Source organism: candidate division WOR-3 bacterium, assembly GCA_039802205.1.
GTDB lineage: Bacteria > Hydrothermota > Tepidihabitantia > SM23-42 > JAOAFX01 > JAOAFX01.
Window position 1 is genome coordinate 75,217 of record JBDRWD010000001.1, and the last position, 13,155, is coordinate 88,371.

General features: G+C 44.1%; 13 protein-coding genes. 4 read left to right on the forward strand and 9 right to left on the reverse strand.

The window, feature by feature from the left end; all coding sequences use genetic code 11:
• Nucleotides 1–9 precede the first annotated feature (9 nt).
• A complete protein-coding gene (locus ABIL39_00295; protein ID MEO0164564.1) occupies nucleotides 10–3,249 on the reverse strand; it encodes a choice-of-anchor J domain-containing protein in 3,240 nt (1,079 codons plus the stop codon).
• A 92-nt stretch (nucleotides 3,250–3,341) separates the two neighbouring features.
• Between ABIL39_00295 and ABIL39_00300 the strand changes: the two genes are divergently transcribed.
• The 4 genes from ABIL39_00300 to hflX are packed head-to-tail and all read left to right on the forward strand — an operon-like array spanning nucleotide 3,342 to nucleotide 6,648.
• Nucleotides 3,342–4,295: a hypothetical protein gene (locus tag ABIL39_00300; protein ID MEO0164565.1), complete on the forward strand. Its 954-nt coding sequence runs from the start codon at nucleotides 3,342–3,344 to the stop codon at nucleotides 4,293–4,295.
• A complete protein-coding gene (gene rsmI / locus ABIL39_00305; GenBank protein ID MEO0164566.1) occupies nucleotides 4,295–4,978 on the forward strand; it encodes a 16S rRNA (cytidine(1402)-2'-O)-methyltransferase in 684 nt (227 codons plus the stop codon). The genes ABIL39_00300 and rsmI overlap by 1 nt, the downstream gene beginning before the upstream one ends.
• On the forward strand, nucleotides 4,953–5,537 hold the full coding sequence (locus ABIL39_00310; GenBank protein MEO0164567.1) for a CDP-alcohol phosphatidyltransferase family protein: 585 nt from the start codon (nucleotides 4,953–4,955) through the stop codon (nucleotides 5,535–5,537). Before rsmI ends, ABIL39_00310 begins: the two co-directional genes overlap by 26 nt.
• Nucleotides 5,530–6,648, forward strand: a complete 1,119-nt coding sequence (gene hflX / locus ABIL39_00315; GenBank protein MEO0164568.1) for a GTPase HflX — start codon at nucleotides 5,530–5,532, stop codon at nucleotides 6,646–6,648. Before ABIL39_00310 ends, hflX begins: the two co-directional genes overlap by 8 nt.
• 9 nt (nucleotides 6,649–6,657) lie before the next feature.
• Here hflX and ABIL39_00320 read toward each other — a convergent pair whose 3' ends face one another.
• Genes ABIL39_00320 through ABIL39_00355 form a run of 8 tightly spaced genes read right to left on the reverse strand, consistent with a single transcriptional unit; the run spans nucleotide 6,658 to nucleotide 13,119 of the window.
• Nucleotides 6,658–7,689: a DUF1028 domain-containing protein gene (locus tag ABIL39_00320; GenBank protein ID MEO0164569.1), complete on the reverse strand. Its 1,032-nt coding sequence runs from the start codon at nucleotides 7,687–7,689 to the stop codon at nucleotides 6,658–6,660.
• Complete coding sequence (gene dprA / locus ABIL39_00325) at nucleotides 7,689–8,792, reverse strand: DNA-processing protein DprA (GenBank protein ID MEO0164570.1); 1,104 nt, start codon at nucleotides 8,790–8,792, stop codon at nucleotides 7,689–7,691. Before dprA ends, ABIL39_00320 begins: the two co-directional genes overlap by 1 nt.
• Before the next feature lie 2 nt (nucleotides 8,793–8,794).
• Nucleotides 8,795–9,319, reverse strand: coding sequence for a HEAT repeat domain-containing protein (locus ABIL39_00330; GenBank protein MEO0164571.1), 525 nt, complete (start codon nucleotides 9,317–9,319; stop codon nucleotides 8,795–8,797).
• Nucleotides 9,294–10,259: a GTPase ObgE gene (obgE, locus tag ABIL39_00335; GenBank protein ID MEO0164572.1), complete on the reverse strand. Its 966-nt coding sequence runs from the start codon at nucleotides 10,257–10,259 to the stop codon at nucleotides 9,294–9,296. The genes ABIL39_00330 and obgE overlap by 26 nt, the downstream gene beginning before the upstream one ends.
• Nucleotides 10,260–10,288: 29 nt before the next feature.
• Nucleotides 10,289–11,314 (reverse strand): Holliday junction branch migration DNA helicase RuvB, encoded by a 1,026-nt coding sequence (gene ruvB, locus ABIL39_00340; GenBank protein ID MEO0164573.1) that lies wholly within the window; start codon nucleotides 11,312–11,314, stop codon nucleotides 10,289–10,291.
• Nucleotides 11,311–11,856: a Holliday junction branch migration protein RuvA gene (gene ruvA / locus ABIL39_00345; protein MEO0164574.1), complete on the reverse strand. Its 546-nt coding sequence runs from the start codon at nucleotides 11,854–11,856 to the stop codon at nucleotides 11,311–11,313. Before ruvA ends, ruvB begins: the two co-directional genes overlap by 4 nt.
• Nucleotides 11,853–12,308, reverse strand: a complete 456-nt coding sequence (ruvC, locus tag ABIL39_00350) for a crossover junction endodeoxyribonuclease RuvC (GenBank protein MEO0164575.1) — start codon at nucleotides 12,306–12,308, stop codon at nucleotides 11,853–11,855. The genes ruvA and ruvC overlap by 4 nt, the downstream gene beginning before the upstream one ends.
• Before the next feature lie 52 nt (nucleotides 12,309–12,360).
• The gene (locus ABIL39_00355) at nucleotides 12,361–13,119 is read right to left on the reverse strand and encodes a YebC/PmpR family DNA-binding transcriptional regulator (protein MEO0164576.1); all 759 of its coding nucleotides are present in this window, start codon (nucleotides 13,117–13,119) and stop codon (nucleotides 12,361–12,363) included.
• Nucleotides 13,120–13,155: the final 36 nt, after the last annotated feature.

Below are 13,155 nucleotides of genomic sequence, written 5' to 3' on the forward strand. Positions count from 1 at the left end.
TATAGGTGTTTATTTTACCATTAGCACCTTATTTGTTATTTTCCGGCTATCGGTATTCATACGAACGAAATACACGCCATTGGGCAATTTCCGACCATAATCATCATAGCCGTTCCAGTTCAATTTATACAAACCTTTATCAACCTTTGCCTTCGCCAGCGTTCTTACCATCTGTCCTGCCGCATTGTATATTACAATCTCAATATCAGAACTCTTGGGCACTCCGTAGCCGATCGTTAACTGCCCTGAGAATGGATTAGGATGCGTATTAAGAAAATATTCATTAACCATGTTCTTGTCTAATTCGCTTACTCCCACATTGAAATCAAGGACGAAGTCGTCAACATACCAGTACATTTCGTCATTCGCCACATAGTGGAAGGCAAAGCGCACATCGTTCTCACCTTGGACCAAAGATGTCACATCCACGGACTTATAGCCCGAATCATCGACATTGGAATAGAAATGAATCGTCTGCCAGGTTGCGCCATCGTCAGTGCTGACAAGGACGCGGCCCGAATCCAACCTTGAGGTAGTATAATCATTATAGTAATGCCAGTAATTGAGTGTGTAATTACCACTGGCACTGCAATCAAACCTCGGTGAAATGAGCCAGTCGTCATGGACTTCGGTTGGTGAGAAGTAAACCCTTGCCACGGTCCGTGCCGGACTGGAAGAAGTATAGCGATGCCAGTCATTATTATCGGTCACCGGCGGGGTTTGTGAACCACCATCAATTATATACCAGCCACAGAATGGCGGCTCGGTTGAATTAATCCAGAGTTCATCAAAATCCTTCGTATAAGGCGGCGTGTGGGAATAAGGACATACTGTAACTACTTTAACGATTGTATCATTCTGTGGATTCTGATCGTCCGACAATTTTGTTCCAAACCAGATAGTATTATCGCCGGAAGCCGTTGGTATAAATTGTTGCGTGAACGAATAGTTTGCAATCTGTCCAATCTCAAGATAACCGGTCCAGGTCTCAAATGTCGTATCCGCCCCACCGGTGGTGTAGAAAATCGGAATTGATGTAACCGGGTTAAATCCAAAATTTTTAATCACTACATTAACCGGCGTGGGCTTATTGACGATGTATGGTTTAGGTCCCAGTGTCGCCGCGATAATTCCGGCGTCATTGTTAAATGCGGTAGGTGGGGTGACATACGCCCGGACTGAGTCTATAAACATATTATTGCCATAACCACTCCGTGCGCGGAAGGCGAGATACAGATTTCGGTCGGCATGGAAATTACCAATTTCTACATCATGGACATACCAGCCGGCTGTTGCACTGTACCTGTGAAACGCCGCAACCGGTATATAGGCAGTATCATTGGAAGAAAATTCAACTATGACTGAGTCTGGATTGGTCGTATAACCAGGGTCATGATACATATAGAAACGGAGCATCAATCTTCGATTCTGAGGTCCGATATTAATTCTGTGTGTTCTCAATCTGGCACCTGAACCACTGCTCGCACTATAGGATTGATAACCCGCCATTGCATAACCTTCCAGCGGGGTGCAAGTTGGGTTCGAACCGCTGGTATATCTTGCCCAATTATAGGATCCGGCAAGGATTGTCCGCCACCAATTATAAGGAGTATCAAAGGCTGGAGAAGTCGTTGCATTTACTGGCGGAAATGTCACCGCATTGAAGTTTGATGCTACCTTCGTGCTTTCGTCATAGACCTCAACATGGAGTTTGGTGGTATCGTTTATCGGATTAACATCTCCTAATAAATTGGTAAATACATAAAGGGTATCCATGCCGAGGAAATTCATTACCACAGGAATTTTTATGGAATCCACAGCACCTGGTTGAAGGGTGCCAGGAAATGGTATTGCGCCACTTATCGGATTATTCTTGAATGCAAACTGAACAGGAAAACCACTCTGGGGATTAGAGCCGGAATTAAAGATAGTAACAAGGATTGTATCAGGTGCATTGATAATTGATGTTGGATTTAATAATCGGAAATAGTATGTCCCAATGTCGTTTATCAGGTCGCGCTGCTCAATCTCCACAAGTGAGCCACCGCCCGAAAGCACAATCTCCTGATTTAAATTTCTAAATCGGTTGATATTGCCGATTATAACTCCATAATCACTCTGGGAGGCGACCGATTTTTGTAATCCCCTTATCCATGCACTGCCATTCGGTGCATACCAGAAGATATAAGGTATTGCTGTGGTGCTGGCACCACCGACTAAAACAAGTTCATCTCCCGGATTATCGGTCAATATATCACCAATGGCGATACAATTATCCGCAGCTCCCCAGGTTGATGTCCACGCCCAGGCAACCCCATACCAGTAGGCCCCGGTCCAGTTCCAGATTGAAACTTGATAAGAAGTTGAACCATGCACAATTCCAATTTCATTTCCAGGAAAGAGAGGATTGATATCACCGATTACTGCATCATAAGCACTGGATAAAGCGCTGGATATAGTAAGGGTATCCCAGGATGTTCCATTCCAGTATAATTGCCAGAGCCGTGCACCACCGACCACATAGATTTCGTTTCCGGAAAGCGTGGGCACGATATCACCAATTGCGATACCCCTTGCTGCTACCGTTCCACTCAAAAGAATCCTTGTTGTATCCCAGGCACTTCCGTCCCATTGCACCCTCATTATCGCTGCACTCGGTGAAGTCTGGGCAATATTGATATAAAAATCCCTTGTTGTCGGATTATTGTCTCCATCGCCGAAGACAATATCGTTTATTGAACTATTCACCGCAAAGGAATCACGGGCTACCCAGTTAGCCCCATCCCATTCAAACCAGATTAATCGGTATGGTGTAGCCGAATGTCCGGTTAGAATATCGGTATATTCATCACCATCCACATCCCCCACTGCCACTGCATAGGCGGTGCTACCACTCGTAAATGAGTAAGGCGTTTCGATCCGAAAACCGTTTTTTACGAAATTCGTACTCATTGTATCAGTGGCAATAACAAGATACCTTGTTCCACCGGATTGAACCGTAATAATCCTTAGAGTATCATCTGCACTACCTTTAAAATACTTTCCAAACGCAATTTTCCTTGTCAGATTAGCAGTAGAACCGATCCAGACCCGGTTTGAATCGTATAATGGAGCGGGTGTACGGACCGCTGTTCCAGCATCGTTCGCCTTTAGGATCTCGAATTCTGAGCTCGGTTGAATCTCTTTGGCATATAGAAAGATGAGCAGAAAAGACCCAAAAGCGATCACCAGTTTTTTAAAAAGATTCATTGTACCTCCTCTTGTTAATTATATCGACTTTTCCCATCATGTCAACACCGACATATCCTTGACTTTTTTCGAAAATTGTTTAATATTATCTTATGAAATTGCCCAAAGGCCGTCCGATCCTGGAAAACACGCGCTTGGAATTTATCAATCTTGATAATGTTCTAACGGCCTCAAAACGTGAAAGGGCACATCGTATTTCGGGTTATATCTCCATAATTTATCCGGAGATGGAAGAATTGATATTCCTCAAGTTAGGAGAACCATTTAATGCCGCGCGGCTGAGTCTCCAGGAACGGAGCATCATCCCGATTGCCGAGGTGATAGAAAAGGCGAAAAAGGCAACTTCCGGTATCCTTTCCGAATATGCGACAGACGAAATTCTTTTGAATATGATTATCACCTCAATAACCAACCAGCCGATAAAAGCGGGAATTGACCTTAACCGGCTCCAACCAAAGATTTTGATTGATAAATTAAAATCTACCAAATTTGATGGGTTTATCTGGATAAAATCGGGGATTGAAGAATCTTTTATTGCCTTCCAACAGGGTGAACTCATTGGACTTTATGCAGCAGGCAGCGCTGAAAGGGTTCAGGACGAAAATGTTATCGCCAATTTTTTAAACCGCCCGAATTCCATCATCTCAATCTTTGACCGTATTGAAGTTGGTATGCCGGTACAGGCAACACCGGCTCAGGTGGAGATGTTCTGCAAAATCATCTCTTCGTTAATGAAAAATTATGCCCGGCCCCTCGGCAACGCCATGGTTCTGAAGACTGTAATCATGGCAAAATCTACTGCCCAAAAAGAATACCCTTTTATCAACGAATTTCAGATTGATCCCGACTTCAATATCACTGCAAAATTGGTAATTGAACCCAGAATCCTTGCCCGGGGGATTGCCCGCTGGCTTGATTTAATATTTGAATCCTTTTCGACGATTCTCGGCAAAGAGAGTGAAAATATCGCCAAAAAGGTTCTTAACGATTACCGTTATGCCTTGATGTCTCTGAATTTCTTTGATTATACCAAGATAAAATTTTAATGCCCCTATACATCGTCGCCACGCCGATTGGCAATCTTGAAGATATCACCATTCGGGCAATCAAAACCCTCCAGCAGGTGGATTTAATCGCCTGCGAAGATACCCGACGTGCTCGAATTTTGCTGGAGAAGTATAACATCAACAAAAAACTCATCTCGTATTATGATCGGATTGAAAAAAAACGAACCCCCGAATTACTTTCTCTGCTCAGGGCTGGGAAGAATATAGCCCTTATCTCCAATGCCGGAACTCCGCTCATCTCTGATCCTGGGTACATCCTAGTGAAGGAGGCTATCGCTGCCAATATTCCGGTCTATTCTATACCTGGCCCCTCGATCCCAATTGCTGCCCTCGTCATCTCTGGTCTGCCCATAAACCGGTTTGTTTTTGAAGGTTTTTTACCAAAAAAGAAAAAACAGCGTGCACAATTTTTTGCCGCACTCAAAGAAGAATCCCGACCGGTGGTGATATTAGAATCACCACATCGGATAGTTAAAACCTTGAATGAACTAAAAGAAGTTATCCCGGATAGAAAAATTGTGTTGGTGCGCGAACTGACGAAGTATTACGAAGAAATTCTTCGGGGTAGTATTGACGAAATTCTGAATAACCTGAAGACCGACCGTGGTGAATTCACCATCATTGTAGCAGGCAAAGATGAAAAAAATAAAGGAAATCTATAGAACTGTTTTTCTTTTGCCGCTCGTCAAAGCACTAATCAAATTGAATATCTCGCCGAATTTAATCACCCTCTTAAGTCTGGGAGTCGCTCTGATTGCCTTCTTTGCCTACAAGGCTGGAAAATTTTGCCTCGGAGGAATGATAATCCTGATTGCCAGTCTCTTGGACACATTTGATGGTGAAATTGCGCGCCAGACAAACCGGGTTACCAAATTCGGTGGCTTTTTAGATTCCACGATTGATCGAATAAACGAATTTTTAATTTTTTTAGGAATATTCTTCTTCTATTATCACCATGCCCCGTATGTTCTCTTCTGGATTTTTCTAGCCCTCTTCGGTTCTTTAATGGTAAGTTATACCAGGGCGCGGGGCGAAGGAGTAGGAATATCACCCCAGGTGGGTATATTCGAAAGATTTGTGCGATTGCTCTTTTTAATAATCGGTTCTTTTTTAGGTCCCCAAATCATGGTCTATCTCCTGGTCGTCATCACCATTGGCACATTTATTACTACATTTCAGCGCATTTTTTATCTTTTAAATAATTCAAAACCGATTGAGTGATTCCATAATTATGGAAAAGAAAGAACGGGTTTTTCTCGTTGGAGTAAGCGACGGCCGGATAAAGCGCTGGGAAATGGTGCAGTCGCTGGAGGAACTCGCCAATCTCACCCGGACGGCTGGTGGTGAGGTCGTAGAGAGTTTTATCCAGTTCCGCGACCGTCTCAATCCTGCACTTCTGATTGGGTCGGGGAAGGCCGAAGAACTCGGCCGATTGGCTAAAGAATACAATATTGACCTTTTGATTTTTGATACCGAACTTTCCGGGGTTCAGATAAGAAATATCGAGATGGCTACAGGAGTTAGGGTGATTGATCGTACCACCCTGATTCTAGATATCTTTGCTAAACATGCCCGGACCAAGGAAGCAAAACTTCAAGTCGAAATGGCACAACTTGAATATCGTCTATCCCGACTCACCGGCAAAGGTACAGAACTCTCCCGTCTGGGTGGAGGTATTGGAACACGGGGTCCAGGTGAAAAGAAATTGGAAGTAGACCGCCGGCGGATAAGAGAACGCATCGCGGTGTTAAAAAAAGAATTAAAAAAGATTGAACTTTCCAAGCAGGTCCAGCGCAAGCGACGTCGAGATTTTTACAAAATCTGCACGGTTGGTTATACAAACGCGGGAAAATCATCTCTGGTCAATGCCCTTACCCGGGGTAATCTCTTAACCGCGGATTACTTGTTTTCCACCCTTGATTCCAATACTTCAATTCTATTCCTGCCGCCCAACCATAAGATTTTAATCAGTGATACCGTTGGTTTTTTAAGAAAGTTGCCCCATAGTCTCATCGCTTCCTTCCGGGCCACACTCGCCGAAGTCCTGGAAGCAGATTTACTAATCCATGTCGTTGACGCGACTGAAGATGATATTGAGGCAAAGATGCAGACCGTAGTGGAAGTCCTTAAGGAGATTGGTGCCGAGACCAAACCACGCCTTCTGGTTTTCAATAAATTGGACCGATTATTTAACGAACAAAAAATCCGCTTGCAGGAGAAATATCCACAAGCGCTCTTTGTCTCTGCAAAAGAAGGAACTGGGATCGATGAATTAAAAGAATACCTGCAAAGGTATTTCTTTGGAACCGAGAATCAAAAAAGTTTAGTTTAAAAATTTTTTCTATTTTTTCAATCCCCGTTTAAATTTTGCCAGCTGTTTTTTGAAGAAGGCATTTTGCGGTTCTCTTTTCAAAGCCTCCTTTTCCCAATAAACTGCCTCCCGGCAATCCCCCAAGGCATAATAGGCTTCGGCCAGGGTATCCATGATATTCGCGTCCTCTGGAGCAAGTTCATGAGCCCTTTTTGCTGCCTGGAGTGTCTTTTCTGGATATTTTTTGCTCAGTGCAAATTCCCAGGCAAGATTATTTAATACCTGGGCATCGGTGATTTCACTCTCGATTGCCTTTTCTAAAAGATAATAACATCGTTCAAAAAAAATCTCGGCTCTGTCTTTCTCTTCTTGGGCAAGACGTAAATATGCCGGTGCGAGAAAATAATACTGCCAGACTTCGTATTTCTCCCTCAAGGTCTTTATTGGTTCGGCATCATCCACAATCTTTAGATCAATAAGCCGGTCATCAACTCCCTGGTATCCTCCACGTCTTCGCACCACTATCAAGGCGGCTGATTGTTTACCCCGCTTGTCTCCGCCTGCAGCATCACCCGCTTCCAGGGCCTTCAGCAATCTTTCACCCAGCGGACCAGAGGATTGTTCAAAAACCTTAAGCATCGTGTCAATCACCGTAGCGCTCACCAGGATATTACCCTGAACAGAAACACCTGTCCCAGTCTTGTGTCCGGACCAAGGTAAGGTATTCTTGCCAGTAAACGCCGCTGGATTTCCCTTAAAATCAACCACTCCCACCTGTCTCTCCTCTGAGACACTATCTTGAGCTAGAGAAAGTCGCAGTGCTTCTTCTGCCGAATGACCATTTGCCATCGCTTCAAGTATCATCGGTCCCAGAAAGGGATTGGCTAAGGCCTGGGTTGCCACCGCCCCAACCCCGGCCTTTAACCAGGGAACAATATATCCCACATCAAATACCTTGGATGCTACTGCAATCCCCAATTCACCGGTAGCTGTGTCAATAGCGACAATAGAGAAAGTTCCAGAGGAATTGCAAATAATCAAAAATAACAGCACCCAACTCATCAACCCTCCTTTTCAAAATTCTTTACAAACATCATTCCGGGCAGTTGTTTGATCAGTCCTTTTATCTCCAGCCCGAGCAAAATCTTAAGAATTTCTCCAGTAGGCATATCAATCCTTTCCTTAAGGGCATCAAGATAGATGGGCTCGTAAGATAGCCCCTCCCAGACCTTCTTCTCCTCTTCATTCAAAACCATCTCTTTTATTTCTCTTTCTTTACGTGTAAATTTTATACCCAAGTAGTCAAGCACCTCTTCTGCTGAAGTAACCGGTATCGCACCTTCTTTAATCAACCGATTCGTCCCCGCAGATGTCTTGGAATAGATATTACCGGGAATTGCAAAAATTTCTTTACTCTGTTGTAATGCCCATTCCACAGTATTCATCACCCCGGATCTTTCTTTGGCTTCTATCGCCACGATCGCCTTGGAAAGTCCGGCGATAATTCTATTGCGCTTGGGAAAATGCTGGGCAAGGGGTGGTGTTCGGATATTGAATTCCGAGATTACCGCCCCGCATTTCACTATCTCTTCCATAAGTGTCCGATTTTCCGGGGGATAGGCAATATCCACTCCGCAGCCAAGAACAGCGATGGTCCGGCCCTTATTTTTTATTGCTCCCCAATGGGCCGAGGTATCAATGCCGCGTGCCATCCCGCTCACCACACATACCCCAGCCCGGGCAAACTTGCCGGCAAATTCTTCCGCGATGGACTTGCCATAGATAGTAGCACCCCTGGTGCCCACCACCCCGAGTGCAACCTCATCCTCGGGTTTGATATTCCCCCGCACAAAAAGGACCGGAGGAAAATTAGGAATTGTTTTTAACCAATCTGGATATTCTTCATCATAATAAGGTATTACTTTTATTTGGTGTTGTTCAAGAGTATCCCACTTCCTTTTTATCTCATCATTTGGTTTCAGTTCACCAATCCGGTGTGCGATTTCGGAACCAACGATTTCAGCCAATGCTGAAAAGGAAGCATTAATTATCGCTTCGGGCGTCTTAAATTGTTCCAGAAGCAAATAAAGTTTTGTTTCTGTCAGTTTTTCAAGTGAACACAAAAGGACAAAATCTCGGGCTTGATTCTCCCTTGTTGATGCCATCCTTACTGGTTCCCGAAGATTTCTTTTAACCGTGCTTTAAATTCCGGTGGAAGATCAGCCAGGGTTTCAAAAATATTTTGCTTCAAATTTAACTCCGCTTTCAATTCCTGTAATTTTGTAAAGAAAACTTCACCATTTTTCTCCGCAATCTTCCTCACCGCCTCCTTAGCCTCTTTAATCACCGTCGGATTTGTATCATTCATCAAAAGGTTGATAACCGTAGCCAGGGCTTCTAAATCTCCAATCTCACCCAAAGTCCTGCAGGCCGCTGCCCGGGTATACCAGTAGCCTTTGTGGCATAGTTTTTTTAATCGGGGTAACAACCGACTGCCGAATTTTGCTAACTCTTTGGTCGCCTGCTCTCTTAAATACCATGAATTATCTTCAAGTATCTTTAACAGGATTTTAATCCGGTCGGCCTCCGAAAGATCTTCAAGTTTACTAAAAATCTTTAACTTCTTATTGATATCCCCGTCTTTGAGAATCTTAAGCAAGGTTTCTTTATCGGTTTTGATAGATATCTTCATCTTTTAATGCCGCTTTTAATTCTTCAATACCTTTGTTCCTTAATGCTGAGATGTAAAAAACCTTTTCGGACAGTTGAAATTTTGGAGGGTTTTTGATCAAATCTATTTTGTTAAATACTACAATCCTCGGTTTTTTTAAAAGTGACGGATTATACATTCTGAATTCATCAAGGAGGATCTGGTATTGTCTCAAAGGTTCCGAAGCAGAAATATCAATCACCACAAGCAGCATCTTCGTCCGCTCAATATGGCGTAAAAATCTTATTCCCAGTCCACGGCCGGCATGGGCACCTTCAATTATTCCAGGCATGTCGGCGATGACGATATTTCTCAAGTCATCCTTCAAAACCCCTAAATTTGGAGTCAAGGTCGTAAATGGATAATCGGCAATCTCAGGACGCGCATTAGTCATCGCTTTGAGCAGTGTGGACTTTCCTGCATTGGGGAAACCCACAATCCCAATTTGGGAGATGAGTTTTAAAATCAGTTTCAATTTATATCTTTCTCCGGGTTTTCCTTCTTCTGCATGGCGTGGTGCCTGATTGGTCGGTGTTACAAAATGACGATTACCGCGTCCTCCTTTCCCTCCTTTCGCTACCAACAACATCTGTTTATGTTCAAGGATTTCCCCAAAAAATCTTCCGTCCCTATAGACCTCCACCCCCAGCGGCACTGGGATGTATTTATCTTCACCCGACTTTCCATCCATACCCTTGCCCTTGCCATGCATGCCGCGGCCTGCTTTATAATGAGGTCTCAAATGCAAATCATAGAGCGTCTGTAAACTTCTTTCACCAATCAGGTAGACCGAACCCCCATCACCGCCATCGCCACCGTCAGGTCCGCCGCGGGGGACGAATTTTTCCCGTCGAAAAGAAACACAACCATTGCCACCATGTCCGCCTTCCACATAGATCGTGGCTTCATCTACAAACTTCACAATTTATTATAACAAATCTTTTTGGTGTGTCAATCAGGATTTTGGCGGAACAGGGGTCCGTGGTCGGGTTTGATATTTAAATGTTCATAAGCCAAGGGTGTTACTTCCCGACCCCGAGGGGTCCTTTTTATGAAACCCTCCATGATTAAAAAAGGCTCAAAGACTTCTTCGATGGTCTGGGCATCCTCACCCACTGCCACAGCAAGGCTGTTGATACCTACAGGTCCACCCTGGAATTTCTCAATGATGGTAAGCAATATCCTTTTGTCCATCTCATCTAGCCCTCTTTTGTCTACGTCGAGTTTTGCCAGGGCATATTCACAGATCTCCCGGTCGATTATCTCTTTATTCTGGACCTGAGCAAAATCACGCACCCTTCTTAATAATCTGTTGGCGACCCGCGGCGTTCCCCGGGATCTTCGGGCGATTTCCATACCCGCATCCTTGGTGATCCTTATTTTTAAAATTTTGGCTGAACGCCGAACGATTTGTTCTAAATCTTCTGGGGGGTAATAATCAAGCCGGAAACTTATCCCAAACCGTGAACGCAAAGGTGCGGTCAAGAGACCCGAACGGGTAGTGGCGCCGATGAGTGTAAACCGTTCTAATTTCAGGCGTAAACTCTGTGCACCCATTCCTTTGTCCTGCATGATATCCAGATGGAAATCCTCCAGAGCAGGATAAAGATATTCCTCCACTGTCCGATTGACCCGGTGGATCTCATCGATAAAGATGATATCTCCATACCGCAGATTACTCAGGATTCCTGCGAGATCAAAGGGTCGCTCCAGAATCGGTCCAGAGGTGGGATAGATATTTACATCCATCTCATGGGCAATGATATGGGCAAGGGTGGTTTTGCCCAAACCCGGGGGACCAAAGAGCAGGATGTGTTCCAGGGGCTCTTTTCTTTTTTTTGCTGCCTCGATAAAAACCTTTAAGTTTTCCACGGTATTTCTCTGCCCGACAAAATCTTCAAGTTTTTTCGGTCGGAGGGTCAATTCAAAAATTTCTTCCCCTTCAAATTTTATACCGGAAAGAGTCCTTTCTTTCATCTCCCCCTCAATGCTCTTTTGATGAGCTCCTCAATCGGCAAATCCGCGGGTAGACCTTTGAGCCGGGCAAGAGCTTCAGCACGGTTTAATCCCAGGGCACAGAGGGCATTCAGGGCCTGTTCAAAATTGCCCGAAGTGCGCACAAAGCTTAACTTCCCTTTTGTTTCCAAGATAATTTTGCTCGCGAGCTTTTTCCCAATCCTTGGAACCGAAGAAAGGAGATCCAGATTTTCTTCCTCAATTGCCCGGGTAAGTTCTTCTGGCGAAAAATTGGAAAGTAATGTGAGGGCGGATTTTGGTCCCAGCCCGGGAACAGCAATTAAGGTCTCAAATAATTCTAATTCCACCTTATTAAGAAAACCAAAGAGAAGCATCTCTTCTTCTTTGATCACACACTTCGTGTACAATATTACCTCTTCATTCGATGTCAATAAATCGAATGCGTTTAGAGGTAATTGAATTAAAAAGCCAATCCCGGAAACATCCAATAATAAAAAAGGGGGATTCTTCTCCAGGATTATGCCCTTAAGTCTACCGATCATCTAAATCTTCTCATCGCCGTATAGGCAATAGCCAGGGCATCTACTGCATGATGGGAAATGGGCTTTTTGCTTTTCAAGATTGTTCTTTCCATGATGAACCGCACCTGGCTTTTTGACGCCCGACCATTGCCGGTGGTGGCAAGCTTTATCTGTGCCGGAGTGTATTCTAATACCCGGATATTATTTTTTAGGAGTAAATAGATGATCGCCCCGCGCAGCTCTGAAATCTTGATTAAACTTGAAACATTTTTCTGAAAAAAAGCCTTTTCCAGAGAAGCGACCTCTGGCTTATATTTTCGTAAAATCAGACTGATATGTTCACATATAAAAGCAATCTTCTTAAAATAATCCTTCTCCTTCGGTCTAATCGTTCCGAATGATATTCCTTTGTGGTCGCTAAGTATACCATAGCCAGTGGCGGTGAGCCCGGGGTCAAGCCCTAATATCTTCATCTTAGGAGATTCCGCAGCCAAAGATCAATAATTCTTGGAGAAAAATGCCAATTTAGCTCTGATTAGAGATTTTCTCCATTATCTCGTCCGGAATATCGAAATTGCTATAGACATGCTGGACATCATCAAGCTCATCAAGGGCTTCAAAAAGTTTTAATACTTTCTCCGCATCTTTCTCATTCAAGGGGATGGTATTCTGCGGAATCTTGGTAATTTCACTGCTCAAGATTTCGATATTGTTATTTTTAAATATCTCTTTTATCTTATGGAAAGTCTCTGGGGTCGTGATCACCTGGTAATTATCATCCTCAGTCTTCACATCCAGAGCACCACCATCAAGTGCCAAACTAAGGATGATATCTTCATCATACTTCTTCGCATCGATAGTAATGATCCCCCGAGTTTGGAACTGCCAAGCAACCGAACCTTGAGTTCCTAAACTACCGTTATGCCTTGCCAGGACATGTTTGATCTCACTCGTCGTCCGGTTACGATTATCGGTCACGGCCTCAATCAATAAAGCAACGCCGTTAGGACCATATCCTTCATATATCACCTCTTCCAGGGCCTGACCGTCGTTCAGCTGACCAGTCCCTCTTTTTATTGCCCTTTCAATATTCTCATTGGGCATATTCGCCGCTTTCGCCTCTTCGATCGCAGTCCGCAACCGGGGGTTCGCATTCGGATCACCACCCCCTTGCCGTGCAGCAACCGTAATTTCCCGAATTAATTTGGTGAACAATCTACCCCGGGCTGCATCCGCACCGGCTTTCTTTCTTTTAATCTTTGCCCACTTAGAATGTCCTGACATCTCACACTCCTTTTTGAAAGTCCTTTGATACCATAA

Excerpts from the sequence above, each read along its gene's own strand:
- ABIL39_00320 (MEO0164569.1), bottom strand. The coding sequence starts at position 7,689 with ATGAGTTGGGTGCTGTTATTTTTGATTATTTGCAATTCCTCTGGAACT.
- ruvA (MEO0164574.1), bottom strand. The coding sequence starts at position 11,856 with ATGATCGGTAGACTTAAGGGCATAATCCTGGAGAAGAATCCCCCTTTT.
- dprA (MEO0164570.1), bottom strand. The coding sequence starts at position 8,792 with ATGGCATCAACAAGGGAGAATCAAGCCCGAGATTTTGTCCTTTTGTGT.
- ABIL39_00355 (MEO0164576.1), bottom strand. The coding sequence starts at position 13,119 with ATGTCAGGACATTCTAAGTGGGCAAAGATTAAAAGAAAGAAAGCCGGT.
- ABIL39_00310 (MEO0164567.1), top strand. The coding sequence starts at position 4,953 with ATGAAAAAAATAAAGGAAATCTATAGAACTGTTTTTCTTTTGCCGCTC.
- ABIL39_00295 (MEO0164564.1), bottom strand. The coding sequence starts at position 3,249 with ATGAATCTTTTTAAAAAACTGGTGATCGCTTTTGGGTCTTTTCTGCTC.
- ruvC (MEO0164575.1), bottom strand. The coding sequence starts at position 12,308 with ATGAAGATATTAGGGCTTGACCCCGGGCTCACCGCCACTGGCTATGGT.
- ABIL39_00300 (MEO0164565.1), top strand. The coding sequence starts at position 3,342 with ATGAAATTGCCCAAAGGCCGTCCGATCCTGGAAAACACGCGCTTGGAA.
- ABIL39_00330 (MEO0164571.1), bottom strand. The coding sequence starts at position 9,319 with ATGAAGATATCTATCAAAACCGATAAAGAAACCTTGCTTAAGATTCTC.
- ruvB (MEO0164573.1), bottom strand. The coding sequence starts at position 11,314 with ATGAAAGAAAGGACTCTTTCCGGTATAAAATTTGAAGGGGAAGAAATT.
- rsmI (MEO0164566.1), top strand. The coding sequence starts at position 4,295 with ATGCCCCTATACATCGTCGCCACGCCGATTGGCAATCTTGAAGATATC.